At 48.7% G+C, this 19,139-nt stretch carries 17 protein-coding genes; 7 read left to right on the top strand and 10 right to left on the bottom strand.

Annotated elements, in window-relative coordinates; translation table 11 throughout:
* Positions 1 to 15: 15 nt before the first annotated feature.
* From folK to mazG, 4 genes are all read right to left on the bottom strand, one after another.
* Positions 16 to 537, bottom strand: coding sequence for a 2-amino-4-hydroxy-6-hydroxymethyldihydropteridine diphosphokinase (gene folK, locus E2B99_RS10940; protein ID WP_134244971.1), 522 nt, complete (start codon positions 535 to 537; stop codon positions 16 to 18).
* A complete protein-coding gene (gene pcnB, locus E2B99_RS10935) occupies positions 534 to 2,033 on the bottom strand; it encodes a polynucleotide adenylyltransferase PcnB (RefSeq protein ID WP_134244970.1) in 1,500 nt (499 codons plus the stop codon). The genes folK and pcnB overlap by 4 nt, the downstream gene beginning before the upstream one ends.
* Before the next feature lie 163 nt (positions 2,034 to 2,196).
* Positions 2,197 to 2,706, bottom strand: coding sequence for a helix-hairpin-helix domain-containing protein (locus E2B99_RS10930; RefSeq protein WP_240687810.1), 510 nt, complete (start codon positions 2,704 to 2,706; stop codon positions 2,197 to 2,199).
* Positions 2,707 to 2,811: 105 nt separating this feature from the next.
* Complete coding sequence (mazG, locus tag E2B99_RS10925) at positions 2,812 to 3,609, bottom strand: nucleoside triphosphate pyrophosphohydrolase (RefSeq protein ID WP_134244969.1); 798 nt, start codon at positions 3,607 to 3,609, stop codon at positions 2,812 to 2,814.
* Between the two features lie 103 nt (positions 3,610 to 3,712).
* Between mazG and E2B99_RS10920 the strand changes: the two genes are divergently transcribed.
* The 3 genes from E2B99_RS10920 (at position 3,713) to E2B99_RS10910 (ending at position 5,842) form a co-directional block, all read left to right on the top strand.
* The gene (locus E2B99_RS10920) at positions 3,713 to 4,486 is read left to right on the top strand and encodes an SDR family oxidoreductase (RefSeq protein ID WP_134244968.1); all 774 of its coding nucleotides are present in this window, start codon (positions 3,713 to 3,715) and stop codon (positions 4,484 to 4,486) included.
* Between the two features lie 82 nt (positions 4,487 to 4,568).
* On the top strand, positions 4,569 to 5,096 hold the full coding sequence (locus E2B99_RS10915) for a hypothetical protein (RefSeq protein ID WP_134244967.1): 528 nt from the start codon (positions 4,569 to 4,571) through the stop codon (positions 5,094 to 5,096).
* A 224-nt stretch (positions 5,097 to 5,320) separates the two neighbouring features.
* Positions 5,321 to 5,842 carry a hypothetical protein gene (locus tag E2B99_RS10910; RefSeq protein ID WP_134244966.1) on the top strand — a complete coding sequence of 174 codons (522 nt, stop codon included), beginning with the start codon at positions 5,321 to 5,323 and terminating at the stop codon, positions 5,840 to 5,842.
* 166 nt (positions 5,843 to 6,008) lie between these two features.
* On the opposite strand, the gene E2B99_RS10905 is transcribed toward E2B99_RS10910, so the two are convergent.
* The 4 genes from E2B99_RS10905 to cysM all read right to left on the bottom strand — a co-directional run bounded on the left by E2B99_RS10905 (position 6,009) and on the right by cysM (position 11,691).
* Complete coding sequence (locus E2B99_RS10905) at positions 6,009 to 8,315, bottom strand: RelA/SpoT family protein (RefSeq protein WP_134244965.1); 2,307 nt, start codon at positions 8,313 to 8,315, stop codon at positions 6,009 to 6,011.
* Positions 8,316 to 8,382: 67 nt separating this feature from the next.
* Positions 8,383 to 9,798 carry a 23S rRNA (uracil(1939)-C(5))-methyltransferase RlmD gene (gene rlmD, locus E2B99_RS10900; RefSeq protein WP_134244964.1) on the bottom strand — a complete coding sequence of 472 codons (1,416 nt, stop codon included), beginning with the start codon at positions 9,796 to 9,798 and terminating at the stop codon, positions 8,383 to 8,385.
* A gap of 97 nt (positions 9,799 to 9,895) precedes the next feature.
* The gene (locus E2B99_RS10895; RefSeq protein ID WP_134244963.1) at positions 9,896 to 10,702 is read right to left on the bottom strand and encodes a 3'-5' exonuclease; all 807 of its coding nucleotides are present in this window, start codon (positions 10,700 to 10,702) and stop codon (positions 9,896 to 9,898) included.
* A 68-nt stretch (positions 10,703 to 10,770) separates the two neighbouring features.
* A complete protein-coding gene (cysM, locus tag E2B99_RS10890) occupies positions 10,771 to 11,691 on the bottom strand; it encodes a cysteine synthase CysM (protein ID WP_134244996.1) in 921 nt (306 codons plus the stop codon).
* Between the two features lie 231 nt (positions 11,692 to 11,922).
* Here cysM and E2B99_RS10885 point away from each other — a divergent pair, with 231 nt between their 5' ends.
* Positions 11,923 to 14,877: an ATP-binding protein gene (locus E2B99_RS10885; protein WP_134244962.1), complete on the top strand. Its 2,955-nt coding sequence runs from the start codon at positions 11,923 to 11,925 to the stop codon at positions 14,875 to 14,877.
* A gap of 95 nt (positions 14,878 to 14,972) precedes the next feature.
* Positions 14,973 to 15,761: a crotonase/enoyl-CoA hydratase family protein gene (locus E2B99_RS10880; RefSeq protein ID WP_134244961.1), complete on the top strand. Its 789-nt coding sequence runs from the start codon at positions 14,973 to 14,975 to the stop codon at positions 15,759 to 15,761.
* A 287-nt stretch (positions 15,762 to 16,048) separates the two neighbouring features.
* Here E2B99_RS10880 and E2B99_RS10875 read toward each other — a convergent pair whose 3' ends face one another.
* The gene (locus E2B99_RS10875) at positions 16,049 to 16,480 is read right to left on the bottom strand and encodes a hypothetical protein (protein ID WP_134244960.1); all 432 of its coding nucleotides are present in this window, start codon (positions 16,478 to 16,480) and stop codon (positions 16,049 to 16,051) included.
* A gap of 217 nt (positions 16,481 to 16,697) precedes the next feature.
* Complete coding sequence (locus tag E2B99_RS10870; protein ID WP_134244959.1) at positions 16,698 to 17,120, bottom strand: hypothetical protein; 423 nt, start codon at positions 17,118 to 17,120, stop codon at positions 16,698 to 16,700.
* A 222-nt stretch (positions 17,121 to 17,342) separates the two neighbouring features.
* On the opposite strand from E2B99_RS10870, the gene E2B99_RS10865 reads away from it, so the two are divergent.
* On the top strand, positions 17,343 to 18,218 hold the full coding sequence (locus E2B99_RS10865; protein ID WP_134244958.1) for an NAD(P)-dependent oxidoreductase: 876 nt from the start codon (positions 17,343 to 17,345) through the stop codon (positions 18,216 to 18,218).
* Between the two features lie 87 nt (positions 18,219 to 18,305).
* Entirely contained in the window at positions 18,306 to 19,085 is a 780-nt protein-coding gene (locus E2B99_RS10860; RefSeq protein ID WP_134244957.1) for a hydroxypyruvate isomerase family protein, read from the top strand.
* The last annotated feature ends 54 nt before the right edge of the window (positions 19,086 to 19,139 follow it).

Genomic DNA, 19,139 nt, shown 5'->3' with positions numbered 1-19,139 from the left:
AAACCATCCGGGTCATTAGCAATCTGGCCAGGATGAATCGGCAATCTGGCAGATACCCTCAGCCTGCTGTGCAACAGGACTCGTTTTTAACGACACTGTACCAATTTTTAATTGTGCATCAAGATCCAGTAAGGGCATCACCACAAAATTACGCTGCAGGATACCCACATGCGGAATGGTCAAATCCGGTGAATGGATCGCGTGATCGCCATATAATAAAATATCCAGATCCAGCGTTCGCTCACCCCAGCGGCGCTGGCGAATGCGTCCAGCCTCTTGCTCAATCTGCTGTAGTGCAGTTAGTAACTCAGGCGCAGTGAGCCGGGTTTTAAATCGTGCCACCGCATTGAAATAATCCGGCTGGTCTTGTGGCCCCATGGGTTTGCTCAGGTATAAGCCCGACACCTGAACCGGGTCAGAGGCCAGCTTCTTTAACGCCTGCACGGCCTGCTGCAAAATCTGTCTGGAATCACCACGTTGATTGGACAGATTACTGCCCAGTCCGATATACACCAGCGGATTTGCGGCGTCACTCATTTGTTGCGGCCCATTTCCACCTGAAAATGTTCACGCGGCTTGCGGCGACGGCGGGTAATCGGATGATTGGCATTTTGCAGCGTTTTACCGGCCGCAATAACCGCATGATCTAGCGAATCATCAATAGCTTGCGCAACTTCGGTATTTCTTGCGGCACGACGGCGCGCGGCTGGGCGGGTAGATGCCAGCTCAGGCACGGACAAAATCACTTCATCGGTGTCGTCAGCATTATCGGTATTGTGGTCATCAATCAGCTGGCCTTCAGCAACCCGTTTGCGCTTGTCACGGATGAGCTGGCGATTATATTTCTGAATGGCGCGCTCTTTGTCATCTGTACCCAGTTCCTGATAATCATGCCACCACTGCCCCATGCCCCGGGTACCCGTATCACCGGACTGTTCACGCAAATATACAAAGTCATAGGCCGCGCGAAACCGGGCATGCGTGGCCAACGCTGGAATCTGCCGGGTTCTGGGCTCAATCAGCCGGGGCTGCATTTCCCAGACTTCCCGAATAAAGTTTTCCGAATAACGCGGAATAGCCGTTCTCAGGGCCTGACGCCGCAATACATCCATACCCGCCTGGGTACGGGCTTCCACGTCAGGCAAGCCTTTATCTTTTAATTGTTGCAGGCGTTTTAAGTACGCTTCCCACAGCAGCACCGCATAGAAAAATGCCGGATTAATGCTCTTGCCCTGCTTGATGCGCTGATCGGTATTAACCGCAGCCCGCTCAATAAACGATGTGACCTGTTGTGGCACATCAGCAAATAATTGCGACCAGATATGATGCTTAATCAGTAGTGGCAATAATTCAGTGAGATGGCCAGCACTAAACATTTTCTGGCTTTCGTCATACAACCGGTGCGGCGACACTTCGCGCAGCAGCACGGTCATGTCCGGAATCAGGATATTAAGGATGGGCTGGTCAATGCTAAAGTTCAGCTTGGCCGCAAAGCGCAGTACACGCAACATGCGCACTGGATCTTCCTCAAAGCGTTGCACCGGATCACCCAGTAGGCGCAGTTTCTTATCCCGGATATCGTCCAGCGCATGGCAAAAATCCAGCAACATGTTTTTTTGTGGATTGTAATACAGGGTATTAATGGAAAAATCGCGTCGTGCATAATCCTGCTGAATAGTGCCCCACGCGTTGTCACGCAGCACCATGCCACTGGCACTGGTCTGGGCTTGGCGTGGTGGGGCGCGGAATGTCGCCACCTCAATCATGTCACGCCCAATAAATACATGCGCCAGCTCAAAGCGACGGCCAATAATGCGGCAACGGCGGCCAAAGGTTTCACGGATCTGGGACGGGGTGGCATTAGTCACCGCATCAAAATCCTTGGGATGCAAGCCCAGCAGCAAATCACGGACACTTCCACCAACAATGTAGGCTTCATATCCTGCTTTGGTCAGGGTGTCGATAACTTCCACAATGGCCGGTGACAATAAGGCAATTGATAAACCATAGTCAGACGCGCGCAAAGTTTGCACAGACGGCAGGCTCCTAAAGGCAAATGCAACAACTAAGAATGCGGCTGATAATAGCCTGTTGCCCGGTAATGAGCAATTATGCTTGGGTTTTTTTTCTTAACGGGCAAGCGCTGGCCAGCATTACCACTACATGGATCAAAGCCAAGCGCCTGCGAAATATCCGTTAGTTAAGACGAATCCGGTCACGGTTTTTCTCAAGGGTGGCTGGACCAATTCCCTTCACAGCCAGCAAATCTTCTGGCTGTTTGAATTTACCATTTTGCTGCCGGTACGCCACAATGGCTTTGGCTTTTGCCGGGCCAACACCCACCAGCGTATTACTCAGGCTGCTTTCATCGGCGGTGTTGATATTGATTGGCGTGCTACTTTTCTGTGAGGCAGACTTTTTGCCAGCCGTTGCAGTTTTGCTTGCTACAGGATTTTTACCCGTAGTGCTATTGGTTACCGCATCAGGACTTATTGCCGTTTTGCGGGTTGCGGTACGCTGCTGGGCCAGATTTTGGTCATGCTGCTGTTGCTGGCGCGCATATTCATCAAAGCTGGTGTGCAATTCACGTGGCGGATCGGCCTGTACCGGGTTAATCATACTGAGCAGCCCTAGCAGTACTAAGCCCAGCCACGTTAATAACTTAGCCCCGTCATGGTTTGATTGATAGAATTTTTTGTTCATCATTGCTCTCTTTCACTGTTGTTTTCACATGCTGTTTTTAAAATTCGGTTTGGAAAATTCAGTTATAAAAACCAAAATCAAATAATCAGGCTTGATTCTTTTAATGAATTACTTTTTCAGGTGAATCTTGGCCTGTTCCCACAGGATATCCATGTCGTGCAAATTGCTTTGCTCGGGCGTTATCCCCTGTGCAGCCAGTTGGTCTTCAATATAGGCAAACCGCTGGCGGAATTTGGCGATTGTGCCCAATAAAGCCGTTTCACTCTGAACATTGAGCTTGCGTGCCACATTGATCAGGGCAAAAAAGCAGTCGCCCAGTTCATCTGCAATCTGCGCACTATCCTGTTCACAGATAGCCTGCTCCAGCTCAGCCAGTTCTTCATTGAGCTTCTGCTTAGCACCCTGCACATCCGGCCAGTCAAAGCCCAGTTTAGCTGCCTGCTTTTGCAAATCCTGTGCCTGCATCAGCGCTGGCCCCGGCTTGACCTCATCCAGACGGCGGCGCGCACTTTTACCTTCATTTACCCGCTCGGTTTGCTTCACCTGCTCCCATAGCTGATTCACTTCAGTCTGGCTGGTTGCACTGGCTTCGCTAAATACATGCGGATGACGGCGGATCAGCTTGTGTGCCAAGCCATTCACCACATCACTAAAATTAAAGGGCTGATCTTTGCCAAATGCAGGCTCACTAAACAGTTGCGCCTGAAACACCACCTGTAGCAGCAAGTCACCCAGCTCATCGCGAATATCCGTAATATGTCCCGCCTGAATGGCAGCCTCAACCTCATAAGCCTCCTCAATCGCATAGCGGGTCAGGCTTTTGGGGGTCTGTGCCTTGTCCCACGGGCACTCATTGCGCAAGCGCTGCATGATATGCAACAGGTCATCAAGCTGATAGGTTGACATTTGTTCTGATTCACACCACATTAATTGACCTAGGCATTAAACACAAAAAGTGTCTGGCTGCACAATATCAAACCCGATTAAATGGATGTTTAGGAGTATGGCCATGAGCAAAGCCATTTTCATTACCGGTGCTGGCGCTGGGATTGGCGCAGCAACAGCACAGTTTTTTTTGAACAAAGGCTGGCGTGTTGGCATGTATGACCTTGATGTCAGTGCGCTACAGGTGGCAGCCGCCCAGCATCCGCAGGATCAGGTGTTGACCGGTTGGCTGGATGTTACTTACCCTGAAGCATGGCAAGAAGCCCTGGCTGGTTTTTTTGCATGGGCGGGCCGGCTGGATGTGTTATTAAACAATGCAGGCATTTTATTTTCCGGGCCTTTTGAACAAACCCCACTGGCACAGCATGCCAAAACGCTAAGCGTCAATGTGCAGGGTGTGATGAATGGCTGCCATAGTGCATTGCCCTATTTACAGCAAACCAAAGGCGCGTGTGTGATTAATCTGTCCTCAGCCTCTGCGATTTATGGACAGGCTGGTCTGGCCAGTTACTCATCCAGCAAGTTTGCCGTGCGTGGCCTGACTGAAGCCCTCAATATTGAATGGCATCCCTATGGCATCCGGGTAATGGATATTATGCCGCTGTTTGTACAAACCGGCATGGTCACCAATATGAATGCCGCCAGCATCAAGCGGATGGGGATTCACCTGACTGCCCATGATGTGGCCAATACGGTCTATAAGGCCGCTACTGCATCGCCTGCGCTGGCACTGGTGCATTGGCCAGTGGGCCTGCCTGCCAAGCTGATGTTTACCCTGTCGCGCTTAAGCCCGCAACTTCTGAACGAAAAGGTAAACCAGTGGCTGACGCGCGGCTAGTTTTAATTGACTAATATTTTAAATTTCAATACATTGAAAACTAATAATCACAACGATAGCTTTGCCTATTCAGGAGCGCATCATGCGTCTATTTTTACTTGCTACCACGTTAAGCTTAGGGGTTACTACTGCACATGCTGGCCTTTTTGATACTTTAAATGCAGTTAGCCAGATTGCGGCCAATGTGAGCAGTTCAGGCAAAGTTACAACCAATGCTACTCCGTCTACACCGACAACCACCAGCTCAACCACACCGATTTCTACCAGCACATTGTCCCAGATGGATTGCCCAGCGCTGGAAGTTGCTGCCCTGAATGGCACCCGTGAACTGGAACTGGTTAAAGCCAATATCCAGCAAATTGATAGCCTGAATAATAACCCGCAGTACCAGCAACAAAAAGCAGCCAGCAGTGCCATTGGCGCACTGGGTAGTTTGTTGGCCAGTAAGGGCGGTAAAACCGGGGAATATGCACAGGCGGCTCAGCAACTGGGTAATGCTGGTGCTACTTCACCGGATCTGGACTTGGATACCCAATTGGCTTTAGGTAAAAAATACATGACGGATCTGGACAACATTCGAATTTATCAAAAACATAAGAAATGTTCTTAACTCGTCCTTCTTTTATTAATCAGGGAATGCGAATCGCGTCTGGAAAAACTCTGTAGTAAAACTTGCATGTTTTGGTTTAGATTCAGCCTTACTTCACCATAAAGCTATTTTTTATTCTAAAAACAGTTTTTTATTGACAATTAACAGGGGATTCCCTTTAATCGCCGCGCCTCGACCATTACAACTATCCGGTCAAGGTAGAATATTTATAAAGGTGAATCACTATGTTACGTCAATTATTAATTGCTTCAGCCCTTGCTGCAAGTCTGCCCGCTTATGCAGGCTTGTTTGATACTTTAAATGCAGTTACTCAGGTAGCTGCTTCTGCTACTGGCAAAACCACAACCACCACGGCGGCCCCAGCAGAAGCTGCTGTGCATGATGTTACGCCCCTGTCTACTGCAACTGTTGCGGCAATGGACTGCCCAACACTGGAAATTACCGCGCTTAGCAATAAACGTGAGCTGGATGTAGTGAATGCCAACCTGAAGCAAATTGACAGCTTAAGCAAAGATGCCAGTTACCAGCAACAAAAGAAAGTGAGTGGCACGATTGGCGCGCTGGGTGGCTTACTGGCCAGCAAAGGCGGTAAAACTGGGGAATATGCACAGGCGGCCCAACAGTTTGCTGGTAGTGGTGAAGTAGAAGACAGCATGAATCCTGACCTTCAACTGGCGCTGGCTAAAAAATATAACGCTGACCTTGAAACCATCAAAGTCTATCAAAAGCATAAGAAGTGCAAATAAAGTAAAACGTGAAATTAAAAAATAGCCCAGCTTGTCCGGGCTATTTTTTTGTCTTGTGAATTATTTTCTCTGAAATTATTAGAGCTATGCTGCTGTCGATAACTCAGAAGTTATCCACAACAGTGTTTAAATTAGCGCATTTTTTAATCAAGGTTCTTGATCAAGCTTATGCATTACCCAGCACCAGACGGCGTGCACTGATAATGCCCGGTTGCTGCTCCAGCCGTGCCAATAAGCGCGATAATTGCGCCAATCCTTTGACTTCAATGGATAATTTCATATTGGCAATACCGTCAGCCTCGGAAATAGTATTTACCTGACGGATATTGATATGATCAGCAAAAATAACCTGGGTTAAATCCTTGAGCAAACCACGGCGATCATAGGCTTCCACCACAATTTGCACGCTCTGCCCCCGGGTTGGCTGCATTTCCCAGTCCGCTTCAATGGCGCGTTCGGGTTCATGATTGATCATGCGGCCATATTCCGGACAGGTCAGCTTATGAATGCTAACGCCCCGGTTTAGGGTAATATAGCCACCAATGGCTTCACCATGCACGGGCTGACAGCACTGCGCCACATGCAACTCGACATTATCCAGGCCATCAATCAGGATGCCATGCGCTGACAAGGTATGGCTGGCACGCGGATTCAAGGCGGGTTTGAGTACCAGCTCCGGCTCATCCTGATCAATGCGCATTTGCCGGTTAATCTGGTTCATGAGCTGATGTAGGCCAATATCGCCAGTCACCAGTCCAATCAGCACGTCATCGCCGGATTTGACATTAAACACCTGACAATAATCGCTCAGGTCAATACTTTTGGGATGGACTGCCAGCCGTGACAGTTCCTTGTTTAAAATATCCCGGCCAATTTCCAGATTCTTGCTGCGATCCTGCTGGCGAAACCAGTGGCGCAGCTTGTCACGCGCGCGCGAAGTGGTAATGTAACCCAGCGAATTAACCAGCCAGTCGCGGTTGGGTTCACGATCACGTTTGGTAAGGATTTCAACCTGCTCGCCGGTTTTTAAGCGATAGGTTAATGGCACATAGCGCTGGTTAACCCGCGCCGCATAGCAATGGTTGCCCACCTCGGTATGCACATGATAGGCAAAATCCAGTACGGTGGAATCGCGCGGCAGTTCCTTGATATCACCATCGCGGGTGAACACATAAATCTGCTCGAACCCGTCAATATCCTGCAACTGCTCAATATCATCGATGTTCGGATCCTGATTGGAATCCTCATCCTCCAGCCGGTCCTGATAATGCTCCAGCACGGCACGCAATGAATGCAGGCGATGGTTAAAGGATTGGTCGGTGCGCTTGGTGCCTTCCTTATAATTGAAGTGCGAGCACACCCCAAGCTCAGCCTCATGGTGCATGGTAAAGGTGCGAATTTGCACTTCCAGCGACTTGTGCTCGGCAATCACGGCCGTGTGCAGCGAACGGTAGCCATTGGCCTTAGGATTGGTAATATAGTCATCAAACTGGTTGGGAATATGACGCCACAGTTGATGCACGATGCCAAGGCTGTGATAGCACTCGGGCACGGTGTCGACCAGCACCCGTAAAGCGCGAATATCATAAAGCTGGTCAAAGCTTAAGGCCTTGCTACGCATTTTTCGGTAAATCGAATAAATATGCTTGGCCCGGCCAGTGACTTCCGCCGTAATGCCCTGTGCAGCCAGTTCGGTTTTAAGCTGCCGGGTGACATTCTGAATATATTGCTCACGTTCCAGCCGCTTTTCATTCAGCAGGGTGGCAATTTCCTTGTAGCGCTCGGGTGACAAATAGCGAAATGCCAGGTCTTCTAGTTCCCACTTGAGCTGGGCAATCCCCAGACGATGCGCAAGCGGCGCATAAATGGATAAAATTTCGCGGCCCACGCGCTCCTGGCGTTCACGCGAGGCACTCGACAACTCACGCAGGGCAAAGGTTCGTTCGGCCAGCTTGATCAGCACCACACGCACATCTTCAGTGACTGAAATCAGCATCTTGTAGATGCCGGTTAGATGCTCGCGCTGGTTATTTTCAAAATGGTCTTCCAGTCTCTTATTGTTTTCAATCAGGTCAGACAGGCGACCCATGGCCAGTGTGCCCTTAACCAGCAAGGCCACGTGTTCGCCAAACAGGCTTAAGACTTCATCAAGATTAATTATATCTTCGCGCACACTGCGATACAGCAGGGCTGCAACCAACGTGTCTTCATCAACTTTCAGATGCGCCAGAATATCGGTCATGCCGACGCCGGTTGAAAATGCATTGGAGCGATGGGCTTTTTTCTGTGCCAGTGTGCGCTCCATCACCAGATGGCAGGCACTGGAAAGCTGGCTTAAATCGGTATCATCCAGCTGGGTACGCAAGCGTTCCAGCCAGATTTCCAGATCAATCTCGCCAAAGGACAGTTCGTCAGATTGAGCAACATCAGCATCGTCTAGCCGTCTGGGCAACTCTTCGCGTACGGTGACCATGCTACACTCCCATTGTGCTTTTCAACGGTCAAATGACCTAAAGCCGTTCAAACCCAACTTGTCGCGCCTAGCTTTTTTCAAACAGGGCAATCGATTCCACATGTCCGGTGTGGGTAAACATATCCATAACCCCCGCCTTTTTCATGCGGTAACCCGACTGCGCCAGTATACCTGCATCACGCGCCAAGGTGGCTGGATTACACGAGACATAAACAATTCGTCTGGCATTAAATTTTGGTAAATAATGCATGACTTCTTCAGCACCAGAGCGTGGCGGATCAATCAGCAGGGCGTCAAAACCCTGCACGGCCCACGGCTGGTGTGAAAAATCCTTTGTGAGGTCCTGCGCGTAAAATTCAAGGTTGCTCATGCCATTTAATGCAGCATTTTCAAAACCACGCGCCACCATCTCGGCGTTGCCTTCCACGCCAACCACCAGACCATTCGGGCCAACCCGGCGTGCCAGTGGCAATGAAAAGTTACCTAAACCACAAAACAGGTCCAGCACCCGTTCGCCTTGTTTTAAGTTAAGCAAATCGCAGGCCAGAGTGACCATTTGCCGGTTAATGTCACAATTGATCTGGGTAAAATCCAGCGGTGAAAAGGCAAATCGCACATTAAAATCCGGCAACTCATAATACAGGCGTATGGGGGCATCCGGCTGGTCGATACGGTGTACGCTGTCATAGCCTTCAGGTTGTAAATACAGTTGCCAGTTAACTTCGCGGGCAAACGCCAGTAATTGTTGCACATCGCTATTAATCAATGGCTTGAGGTGACGCACAATCATGGCTACCGATTTGTTGTCAATTACCTGCCTATCAGCCGTAACATTTGCAATCTCATCGCCAATGGCCATTTCCAGTTGGGAAATGTGTTCACGGCCAGCAAGGCCAGTCAGCAGTTGCTTGAGCTGCTCAAGTCGCTCGCCAATTTGCGCATCCAGTACCTTGCAAACATTCAAGTCCGTCAGATAGCTGCTTTTGCGCTCGCGAAAACCGACCAAGATGCGGTTTTTTTTAGCCACCCAGCGCACACCAAGCCGTGCTTTACGCCGGTAATCGGTGCGGGTTGAACGCAAGGGAGGCAACCATTGTTCGGGTTCCAGCCCACCAAAATGCTGAAAATGCGAGGTCAGTACATCCTGCTTAAAGCGGATTTGCGCGTCCGGATGCATGTGTTGCAAGCTACAACCGCCACAAATGCCAAAATGCGGACAAACTGGCTCAATCCGGTCTGGCGATGGATTAGCCAATACCATTTCGCAATCGGCTTCTTCGTATTTTTTATGGATTTCATGCACTTTAGCCGTAACGGTTTCACCGGGTAAAGCAAACGCCACAAACACCTTTTTTCCATTCTTATCAGTGGGATGGCCTTCTTGCTGAGCATAATGGCTAATGCCACGGCCTTCATGACTTAACGCTTCGATGTTAAAGGTCAACGACGGTTGCTGGTGTTGTTTTTCACGCTGATGTCTCATGTATCTATCTCAAAACGATCATTCTGACTGGCAAACAGGCTTTAACATACAAGCCTTAGCTGGCTAAAAAAATATAGGCGGTTAATGAAGCTAAGAATTAGCAAAGCGGATTAAAGGGCGTCAGTTTGGCATTGTTCTGCCAGTTGGCCAGAAACTCATGCTGGCCGGGCAACTGCTCGTCAATATAGTCATGGGTGAATTTAATCCAGTGCTGGTGTTCATCCAGACTTAAATGCCCCCGCAGCAATTGCCAGCGCAGGTAAATCAGCCAGGTGTTGATCACATCACTTTCGCAATACTGACACAGCACTTTCCAGTCCTGAGTTTTCACGTAGTCATGCACATGGTAGCCGCTATGGCCTTGCTTGCCGGGAAAACCCAGAAACAGCGCCAGCTCATCCAGTCGTTGAAAGTTACGGGCGTTAAACAGTGCCAGACAATCCATCAGGTCGGTATGGCGATGCTGGTAACGGTTCTGGTAGTTGTCGTAGCGGCGTGCCTGATTAAAGTCGCCCTGATCCAGCAAACCCTGCGCGCTCAAGCCATAATGCATGGCACGCAAAATCAGCACGGGCAAATCAAACGCACTGCCATTCCAGCTCACCAGCGTGGGGAAATGCTTGTCAAACACGGAGAGGAAGCGCTTGATAATTTCCTGCTCGCTCATGCTTTCCTGACAAAATGAAAACAGCTTGATATGCCCGTCTTCTACCCAAAGACAGGAAATGCATACAATTTCATGCAATGGCAGGCGTGGAAAATCACTATTGCTTTCCTGTCGCCGGATATTATTCATAGCCAGTACGGTATCATCATCCGGCAAATCCAGCCCATACAGGCGCGAACCGGAGCGCACATCTGGAATAGTTTCAATATCAAATACCAGCACCGGCAGGTTTAGCATGACAAACCCATCTGCATAAAAATCTTCCCTAATCAGCAACCCGGCTCATCTATATAAGCCTGCCCTGTTTAATCCGCCACGGAAAATAGGCCAGTGGACAGGTAACGGTCACCGCGGTCACAAATAATGCAGACAATCACCGCATCTGGCTGTTCCTGAGAAATGGCTTCAGCAATCTTGATGGCGGCCCATGCGGCACCGCCAGAGGACACGCCAGCAAAAATGCCTTCCTGCCGCGCAAGCTGACGCATGGTTTTTTCAGCTTCAAGCTGTGGAATATCCATGGTGCGATCCACCAGCGATGGATCAAAAATGGTCGGTAAATATTCCTTGGGCCAGCGACGAATTCCAGCGATGGCAGCGCCTTCAGAAGGTTGCAGGCCAATAATCTGAATATCGGGATTTTTTTCCTTCAGATATTTGGCCACGCCCATGATGGTGCCGGTAGTGCCCATGGAACTGACAAAATGGGTAATTTTGCCATCAGTTTGTTGCCAGATTTCAGGGCCAGTAGTCAGGTAATGCGCAGCGCTATTATCCGGGTTGCCAAACTGGTTAAGCACCAGTCCCTTGCCCTCGCTTTGCATTTGCAGTGCCAGGTCACGCGCCCCTTCCATCCCGGCAGTCTTGGCCGGCACTTCAATCAGTTCTGCACCATAGGCAGCCATGGCGTCCTTGCGTTCCTGACTCATGTTATCCGGCATAATCAGGATCATCTTGTAACCGCGCATGGCAGCCACCATCGCCAGCGCAATGCCAGTATTGCCACTGGTGGCTTCAATCAGGGTATCACCGGGCTTGATGTCGCCACGGCGTTCGGCCTGCATGATCATGTTGTAGGCTGGACGATCCTTCACCGATCCGGCTGGATTATTACCTTCCAGCTTGGCATACACACTGGCAGCGGTATGATTGGCCAGACGCTGCAAGCGCACCAGTGGCGTGTTGCCCACATAGTGGTCCAAGGCGTGCGGATCAGGATTAATCATTGTGTTATTCAAATCGGCCATTTTGCATCACCTGCCCAAAAGTGCGCCTATTGTAATGAAAAAGCTGGCCTGCTGCACGACCTTCTCTCAGATTCTCCAGTGGCGATCTGCAATACAGCGATTATGGCAGGGCTTGAGCAAGACGATAGATTACAGTCGGAATCACTGCAAAGCATGTGAATTTGCAGGATTTCCTTTTATACTCGGTCAAAACCCAAGCCTATTAATGCCATGTCTGTACAACGCCTGCGCTGGTATCACCGCTTACGCATCACCAATGCCTACGGGCAACTGATTGCGCTAATCTTTTTGCCCATTATGATTTTATCCTGTGTGGGCGCCAGTCTGGTATTAATAGAAACCGCGCGCTCCTCACGTGCCGAACAGCGCAATGCGGCATTTGCCATTCTGGCGCGCTACCAGCCCACCGCACAGCGCCTGAATCTGCTGCTGGACCAGCCGCAGCAACATGAAAAAATCCGATCCATTTTGCAAAACATGCTAAATGAATCCAATTTGCTGCGTGTGGCCATGATTGACCGTGAAGGCCGTCCGCGCATTTCTTTTGGTTATGGCAGCAATCTGGCATGGCCCGTGTTTGAGGCGCACCGGGAAACCTTTGGCCCACTGCATTCTGACATTGGCACCACCTATGGCCTGCGCGCGGGTTATACCAGCGACGGGCCGGTGTGGCTGGTGGTGGACATGGACAACAAGCCACTGCAACTGGCGCGTTACCGGGTATGGCTGGTGCTGGCTATTACCGGATTACTGACGCTGTTGTTGCTATTGCTGTGCCTGAATTTTTATTCAAGACGCTGGATTTCACCCATTTATGAAATTCGCCTGCAACTGCAACGGCTAAGCGCTGACACGCTGGGGCAGGATATTCAAATTAATGGCACGGGAGAGCTGCGGCTGTTGCAGGTTGATCTGGTGACCCTGTTGCGCCGCCTGCATGAAAGCTTTGAAGAGTTGCGCCAGCACACCGAACAAACCGAAGATGACTTGCGCAAGACGCTGGATGCGCTGGAAATCCAGAATATCACCTATCGCAAGGCACGCGATCAGGCCATTACCGCCAATCAGGCCAAATCCGTGTTTCTAGCCAACATCAGCCACGAGCTGCGCACGCCCCTGAACAGTATTGACGGCTTTGTTAATTTGATGGCACGCAAGGGCAACCTGTCCGACCAGCAAACCATTTATATTCAAACCATTCAAAAATCATCGGCGCATTTGCTGGCACTGGTGAACGATGTGCTGGATTTTTCCAAGATTGATGCAGGCAAGCTGGTGCTGGAACAGGCACCATTTGATCTGGAACAGGCAGTGTTTGATGTAATTGACATGTTGTCGCCACTGGCCTGTGAGAAAAAAATTGACATGGCAGTCTATTATTATGAAGACATGCCCAGACAGGTGAATGGCGATGCCTTGCGCTTTAAACAGATCCTGACCAATCTGGTGAGTAATGCCATCAAGTTTACCCCGGATGGTGACATTATTGTGCGGGCACGGCTGGAAGACAGTGTTGACGACCAGCATCTAGTGCATATCTCGGTGCAGGACAGTGGCATTGGCTTGTCCGGTGCAGACCGCAAGCGCCTGTTTGAATCCTTTTCGCAAGGTGATCCTTCCGTCACCCGGCAATATGGCGGCACAGGCCTTGGTCTTGCTATTTCACGCCAGCTGGTGCAACTGATGCAGGGCAAAATTGGCTTTGAGGACAATCAGGAACGCCACCCCACCGACAAGGGCGCCACGTTCTGGTTTACCGTACAACTGGGCAAAGTGGCAGGTGATGAAATGTCATGGCCCAGTCTTGATGACTGGAATATTTTGTCCTGCATTCAGCATCCGGCCAGTGCCAATGTATTGCGTGGCTATTTAAGCCAGCTTGAGGCACAGCAGCAGGAAGCCCAATCGATTCCTGACCTGTTTGGCCGCCTGATCCCGTTTGAAGCCCAGCGCCATGCGCATAGCTGGGTGATTGTTGATAGCGGCGGTGATACCGAAGCCTTATTGCGTGAAATCCGTACCCGCTACTACGGGGCACTGGCAGTGTATGGCTACCAGATGGCCATTGATCCCGACATCCTCAAGCGCTATGACGCCGTCGCCCTGTATGAACCCATGAGCCGCTCTGCACTGATTGCCATGTTGCAGCATGAACAGCTGTTTAGCCGTAGTCAGCCGGAATTTTCCGGACAGGGCTTGCACATCCTGGCGGTAGATGATCACCTGCCCAACCTGATGGTACTGGAAGCCTTGCTGAACGATCTGGGCGTAGAAGTGACCAATGCACACAGCGGTATTGAAGCCATTGAAGTACTAACCCTGCGCCATGAACAGGGCCGCGCGCCATTTGATCTGGTATTTATGGATATTCAAATGCCACGCATGTCCGGCTTGGAAGCCACACAAGCCATCCGGCTGCTGGAACAGGAATGGAACACCAACCAGCCTTTACCGATTATTGCCCTGACTGCCCATGCCTTAAATGATGAAAAGGAAAACCTGCTCGCCTCGGGCATGAATGACTATGTCAGTAAGCCCATCCAGATTGACCAGTTGGTGCGCATCCTTAAGCAGTGGACAAACCCGCATCACAAATCAGAGCAGTCCAACCATACACCAGACTATCTGGCAGCAGATTATCCGACAGCAGGCTATCTAACAGCAGATCATGATTCAGCTTTTCCATCAGACGAGAGCACTATTTCTGCCTCTAGCAGCAACTTTTATCCGGATGATTTTTCCCCTGAAGAATTTTACAAGCCAGTCAGTGGCGCCATGCAGCAGGAATTGCAGTCGCACATTCTGGACTGGCCAGAAAGTATTAAGCTATCCAATGGCAAAGCTGACCTTGCCACTGAGCTATTGCAAATGCTGGTATCCAGTTTTGCCGAAGAAAAAACCCTGCTTAAAGTCTTAATGGACAAACAGGATTATGCCGAGCTTGAACAGCGCACTCACCGCCTATATGGCGCTACCCGCTATATTGGCTTGCCGACCCTGCAAGCACTAAGTCGCGCTTTTGAGAAACTGCTGGCAGATCAGCGCAAATCTGGTGTAGCTATTAATGACAGCTTTATCGAAGATGTCGAGATGTACTACCAGCAACTGGTGGAGGCCATGACTGATCTGGACAGCGAAGCACAAAAAATCCTGAATCCGGGTTGAACTGGCAATTCATACCCACCCTCCTGACCCAATAGTCAACTTTTTAAAACAGTTAGGCCGTATGATCAGGCCACATACAACAGATGAGGTAAATCATGGCACTGGTAAGCCTAACCCGGATTGGCGAAATTGCCCACGTCCAGTTAAACCGCCCCGAAAAACGCAATGCCATGAGCTTTGCTATGCTGCATGAACTGGTGCACACCGCCAAGAAAATCAAAAAAGACAAAAGCATCCGCGTAGTGATCCTGTCCGGTCAGGGTGAAGCATTTAGCGCCGGGATTGACTTAAGTGATTTGAATAATCCCAAAAACATGGCGTATGCCGGGTGGGAATTGCTAAAGCCCGGACAAAGCATTTTTCAAAAAGCCAACCTGATCTGGCAAACCTTACCCGTCCCAGTGATTGCTGCCCTGCATGGTCATTGTTTGGGTGCTGGCATGCAACTGGCGCTGGGCGCAGATATTCGCATTTGCCACCCGGACTGCAAGCTGTCTATTATGGAGAGCCGCTGGGGTCTGGTACCGGATATGGGCCTGACCCGTTCTATTAAGGATATTATTCCACTGGATCTGGCCAAGGAACTCACCTTAACCGGACGTATTTTTGATGGCAATTATGCGAAAGAAATTGGTTTGGTGACACACTTAAATACAGACCCAGTGACACAAGCCATGCAATTGGCCGAAGAACTGATTCAGCGTTCACCTGATGCCTTGCTGGCAGGCAAGCGCGTGCTGGATGCAATGGCTCATGCGCCAAAACGTGCCTTACGCCTTGAAAAGCTGTGGCAGTTTAAGCTGATTTTGGGGGAGAACAGTAAGATTGCCCGGCTTAAGGATAAAAAGCCCGAAATGAATTTTAAGCCTCGGCAGTTTAAGTAGTCCATCATATGGCGCTGGGCTAATAGTCTAGCACCGTATACCCTTACGCTGCGTTTAGATGAGATATATGCCGCAATACGAACATAGTGAAATGGCTTTAAATTTGCTCAGGATCAGGCTCCATCCATATAACAGCTCCTTGCGCAACGGCAAAGCAGTGCTTTGTTATTCGTTGCTCAGGGTTATATTAGCGATTGTGGCTGTAATACAAGCCACTTTGCTTATCGAAATACTGCCCAGCCTTGCCTATAGAACTCGTAAAACCAGAGTTCTAAACACTACCTGCTTCAACAGCTCTTACTCTCTATGACCATTCTGTTCTCATTTAAATAAAAACAACCTACACCGTGATAGCCTGCGCCACCATCAATCGAATAAAGATATTGAGTATTTAACCGTAGCGGCATGGGTTTTACAACCTCTTCAAATCCGTTTGGTTTAACGCCGTAAGTCCATTTATAGGTGTAATCATTTTTAAAGTTAAACCAACTTATTTTCTTATTTATCTCAATCTCCCATACTGTTTTTTTCAACGCACCAACAGGAACAGCACTATTATCCATTACGTAAAATCTAAAAACATTATCGAGCTTTTTGGCATCACTTTTAGATAGCTCAAATACAATTCCTGTATTAGCATTACCCGAAACAAGCAAATCAACCATACCAGAGCATGCTACTAACACTGGTATAAATAGTAAACTATACAAATAACGCATTACCAGCCACCTCCAGCACCACGGTTTTTTATAATATTAGGTAATCTACATCTAAATACTCCTACAGCAAAAACACTCGCCTTAAGGATAAAAAGCCGGAAGTGAATTTTAAGCTCTACCAATTTGGCTAATGGGTTGAAAATACTGTAAGGGTTAATTAAAAACTTGATTCTTGTTTGCTTGGCAACGTTAATACTCTTAACTCAAAAACTTATTTTTAATAACTTAAACTATCCAATTCTGTTGAAACAAGCTCTGGAGAAACAAGATAATCCCGTTCTTTTTGACTCCAAGACGCATACACTTTATTTTTTTCAGTTTCTAATTCATGTTCTTCAAGTGCAAAACGCGCATCGTAAATCCCAAAAATTAATCGATGAATATTTTCTTTTAAACATGGATTTTCCAAATATTTTAAATAAAGGAAACCAATAATAAGCTTAGAGTCATAATCACCCACGCCTGATAGCTCCATAAGAATTGCTGAGCTCGCTTCAGCGAATGACTGGCTTAAACTTAATGAACACAGCCAGTGTTTTGGTGATTTAACCTGAGCGATAGTTGCGTCAGCCCAACCCTGTAACTCTTCCAAAGTCCAATATTTAGAATTAGCTATTGCATACAGTGCATTTAAATACATATTTTATCTTCAAGCGGATCTAAAAAAGAGTTCTAGTAATTCATCAATGTAAAACCAGATTCTAATCTAGTCATTTTTAGATATTAGCAAAATATTAAACGTATCCATTGCAATATATTTTCTTATCTATTCTAAAAGCTCCCAGTGGCTGTGCTAGTTTTTGTTTTTGCACATTTTAACCGATACAATTAAGCCTAAAAATTTATAGTACTTTATAACGCCATGACCATATCTATTCATAGTACAAAAATTGCTTTCCTCGGCATCGGCTTAATGGGCACGCGTATGACCAGGCGATTGCTGGATGCAGGGTTTCAGGTTGCCGTCTGGAATCGGACGCCTGCTGCCTGCGAACCCTTATTACAAGCAGGGGCCAAAGCATTTTCATTTGATCAAGCCAGTACAGCAGACCTCATCATGCTGTGCCTAGCCGATGATCAGGCAGTGCAGAGTGTTGTCCAGCAGTTGCTACCCAACTTGCGCAGTGGTCAAGTGATTATTGATTTTTCCAGCCTGTCTGTTGAAATGACCCAGCAACTTGCCAGTCAGGTGACCAGCAAAAACGTGTCTTGGATTGATGCCCCGGTATCAGGTGGCGTGATGGGCGCTGAAACTGGTACGCTGGTGATTTTTGCCGGTGGTGATCAAAAAATGGTGGAAACCATGCAACCTGTATTTACACCGTTATCGCAACGTGTCACGTATATGGGTTTAAATGGCACCGGTCAGGCTACCAAAATTTGTAACCAATTAATTGTCGCAGCCAGCAGCACACTGATCAGTGAAGCAGTTGAGCTGGCCAGACGCGCTGGTGTAGATACAACCTTACTGGCGCCTGCACTGGCAGGTGGATTTGCGGACTCCAAACCCTTGCAGATTTTAGCACCACGCATGGCTACTCAGTCATTTACACCAGTGCAATGGAAAGTTCAAACGCTTGCCAAGGATTTAAAGAATGCAGTACGGCTGGCGCGTCATCATCAGTTAGACATTCCGGTAGCCGCGACAGCGTTATCGCGGCTTGAAAAACACCAGCAAGACGGGCATAGTGAAGATGATTTATCCAGTATCATTTTGCTGCATAGCGCTTCGTCTTGATTAAGGCAGCACTGACTTTGGTTGCATTGATACTGAGCTATTGATTTTTAAAGATTCGTGTACAGGTTCCTGAACAGGTTTTAATCCATGCTGCATTTTTCTGCCAATTTATCCCTGCTGTTTACTGAAGTGCCCCTCATTGAGCGGTTTGCACTGGCCAAGCAGCACGGGTTTGATGCAGTGGAAATCCAGTTTCCCTATGAGCTGGCGATTGATGAAATCAACCAGCAATTGCAACAGCATCAGCAGCAACTGGTACTCATCAATGTGCCTGCAGGCGACCTGATGCAGGGCGGTGACGGGCTGGCATGTGTACCGGGTCGTGAGCATGAATTCCGGCAGGCGGTGTTTCAGGCCATTCGTTATGCCACGGCGCTGAATGTGCCTTGTGTGAATATTCTGGCTGGTCGCCAGTCAGTACATGCCGATTTGTTACCCTGTTTAGAAACCATGGCCAAAAACCTGCGTTTTGCCTGTCATGAAATGAGTAAAGTGGGGATTACCCCTGTCTTTGAAATTATTAATGGCATTGATATGCCGCGTTTTTTAATTCAAACCGTGGCGCAGGCACAGGAAATGCTGGAAGCGGTGAACCACCCCGCCCTTAAAATCCAGTTTGATTGCTATCATCTGGCCATGATGCACGAGCCGATCCTGCAAAGCCTGCAGGAAAACATGTATCACATTGGGCATATCCAGTTTGCCGACTACCCCAACCGTCACGAACCGGGCACGGGTGAAATCAACTTTAGTGCCATTTTTGAGTTTATCCAGAATTCCAGTTATTTTGGCTATACCGGGGCTGAATATCGGCCCTCTGGCGTTACTATTGATAGCCTGCACTGGTATAAACCCTTTGTGCAATAATCTATTTAAGCGCTTATATTAAAAGAAAATTTAAGAGATACATCCCAAAAATTT

It is taken from the genome of Alkanindiges illinoisensis (assembly GCF_004377485.1).
Taxonomy (GTDB): domain Bacteria; phylum Pseudomonadota; class Gammaproteobacteria; order Pseudomonadales; family Moraxellaceae; genus Alkanindiges; species Alkanindiges illinoisensis_A.
The sequence above is the reverse complement of the archived record's forward strand: the minus strand, read 5'-3'. Positions and strand labels throughout refer to the sequence as shown.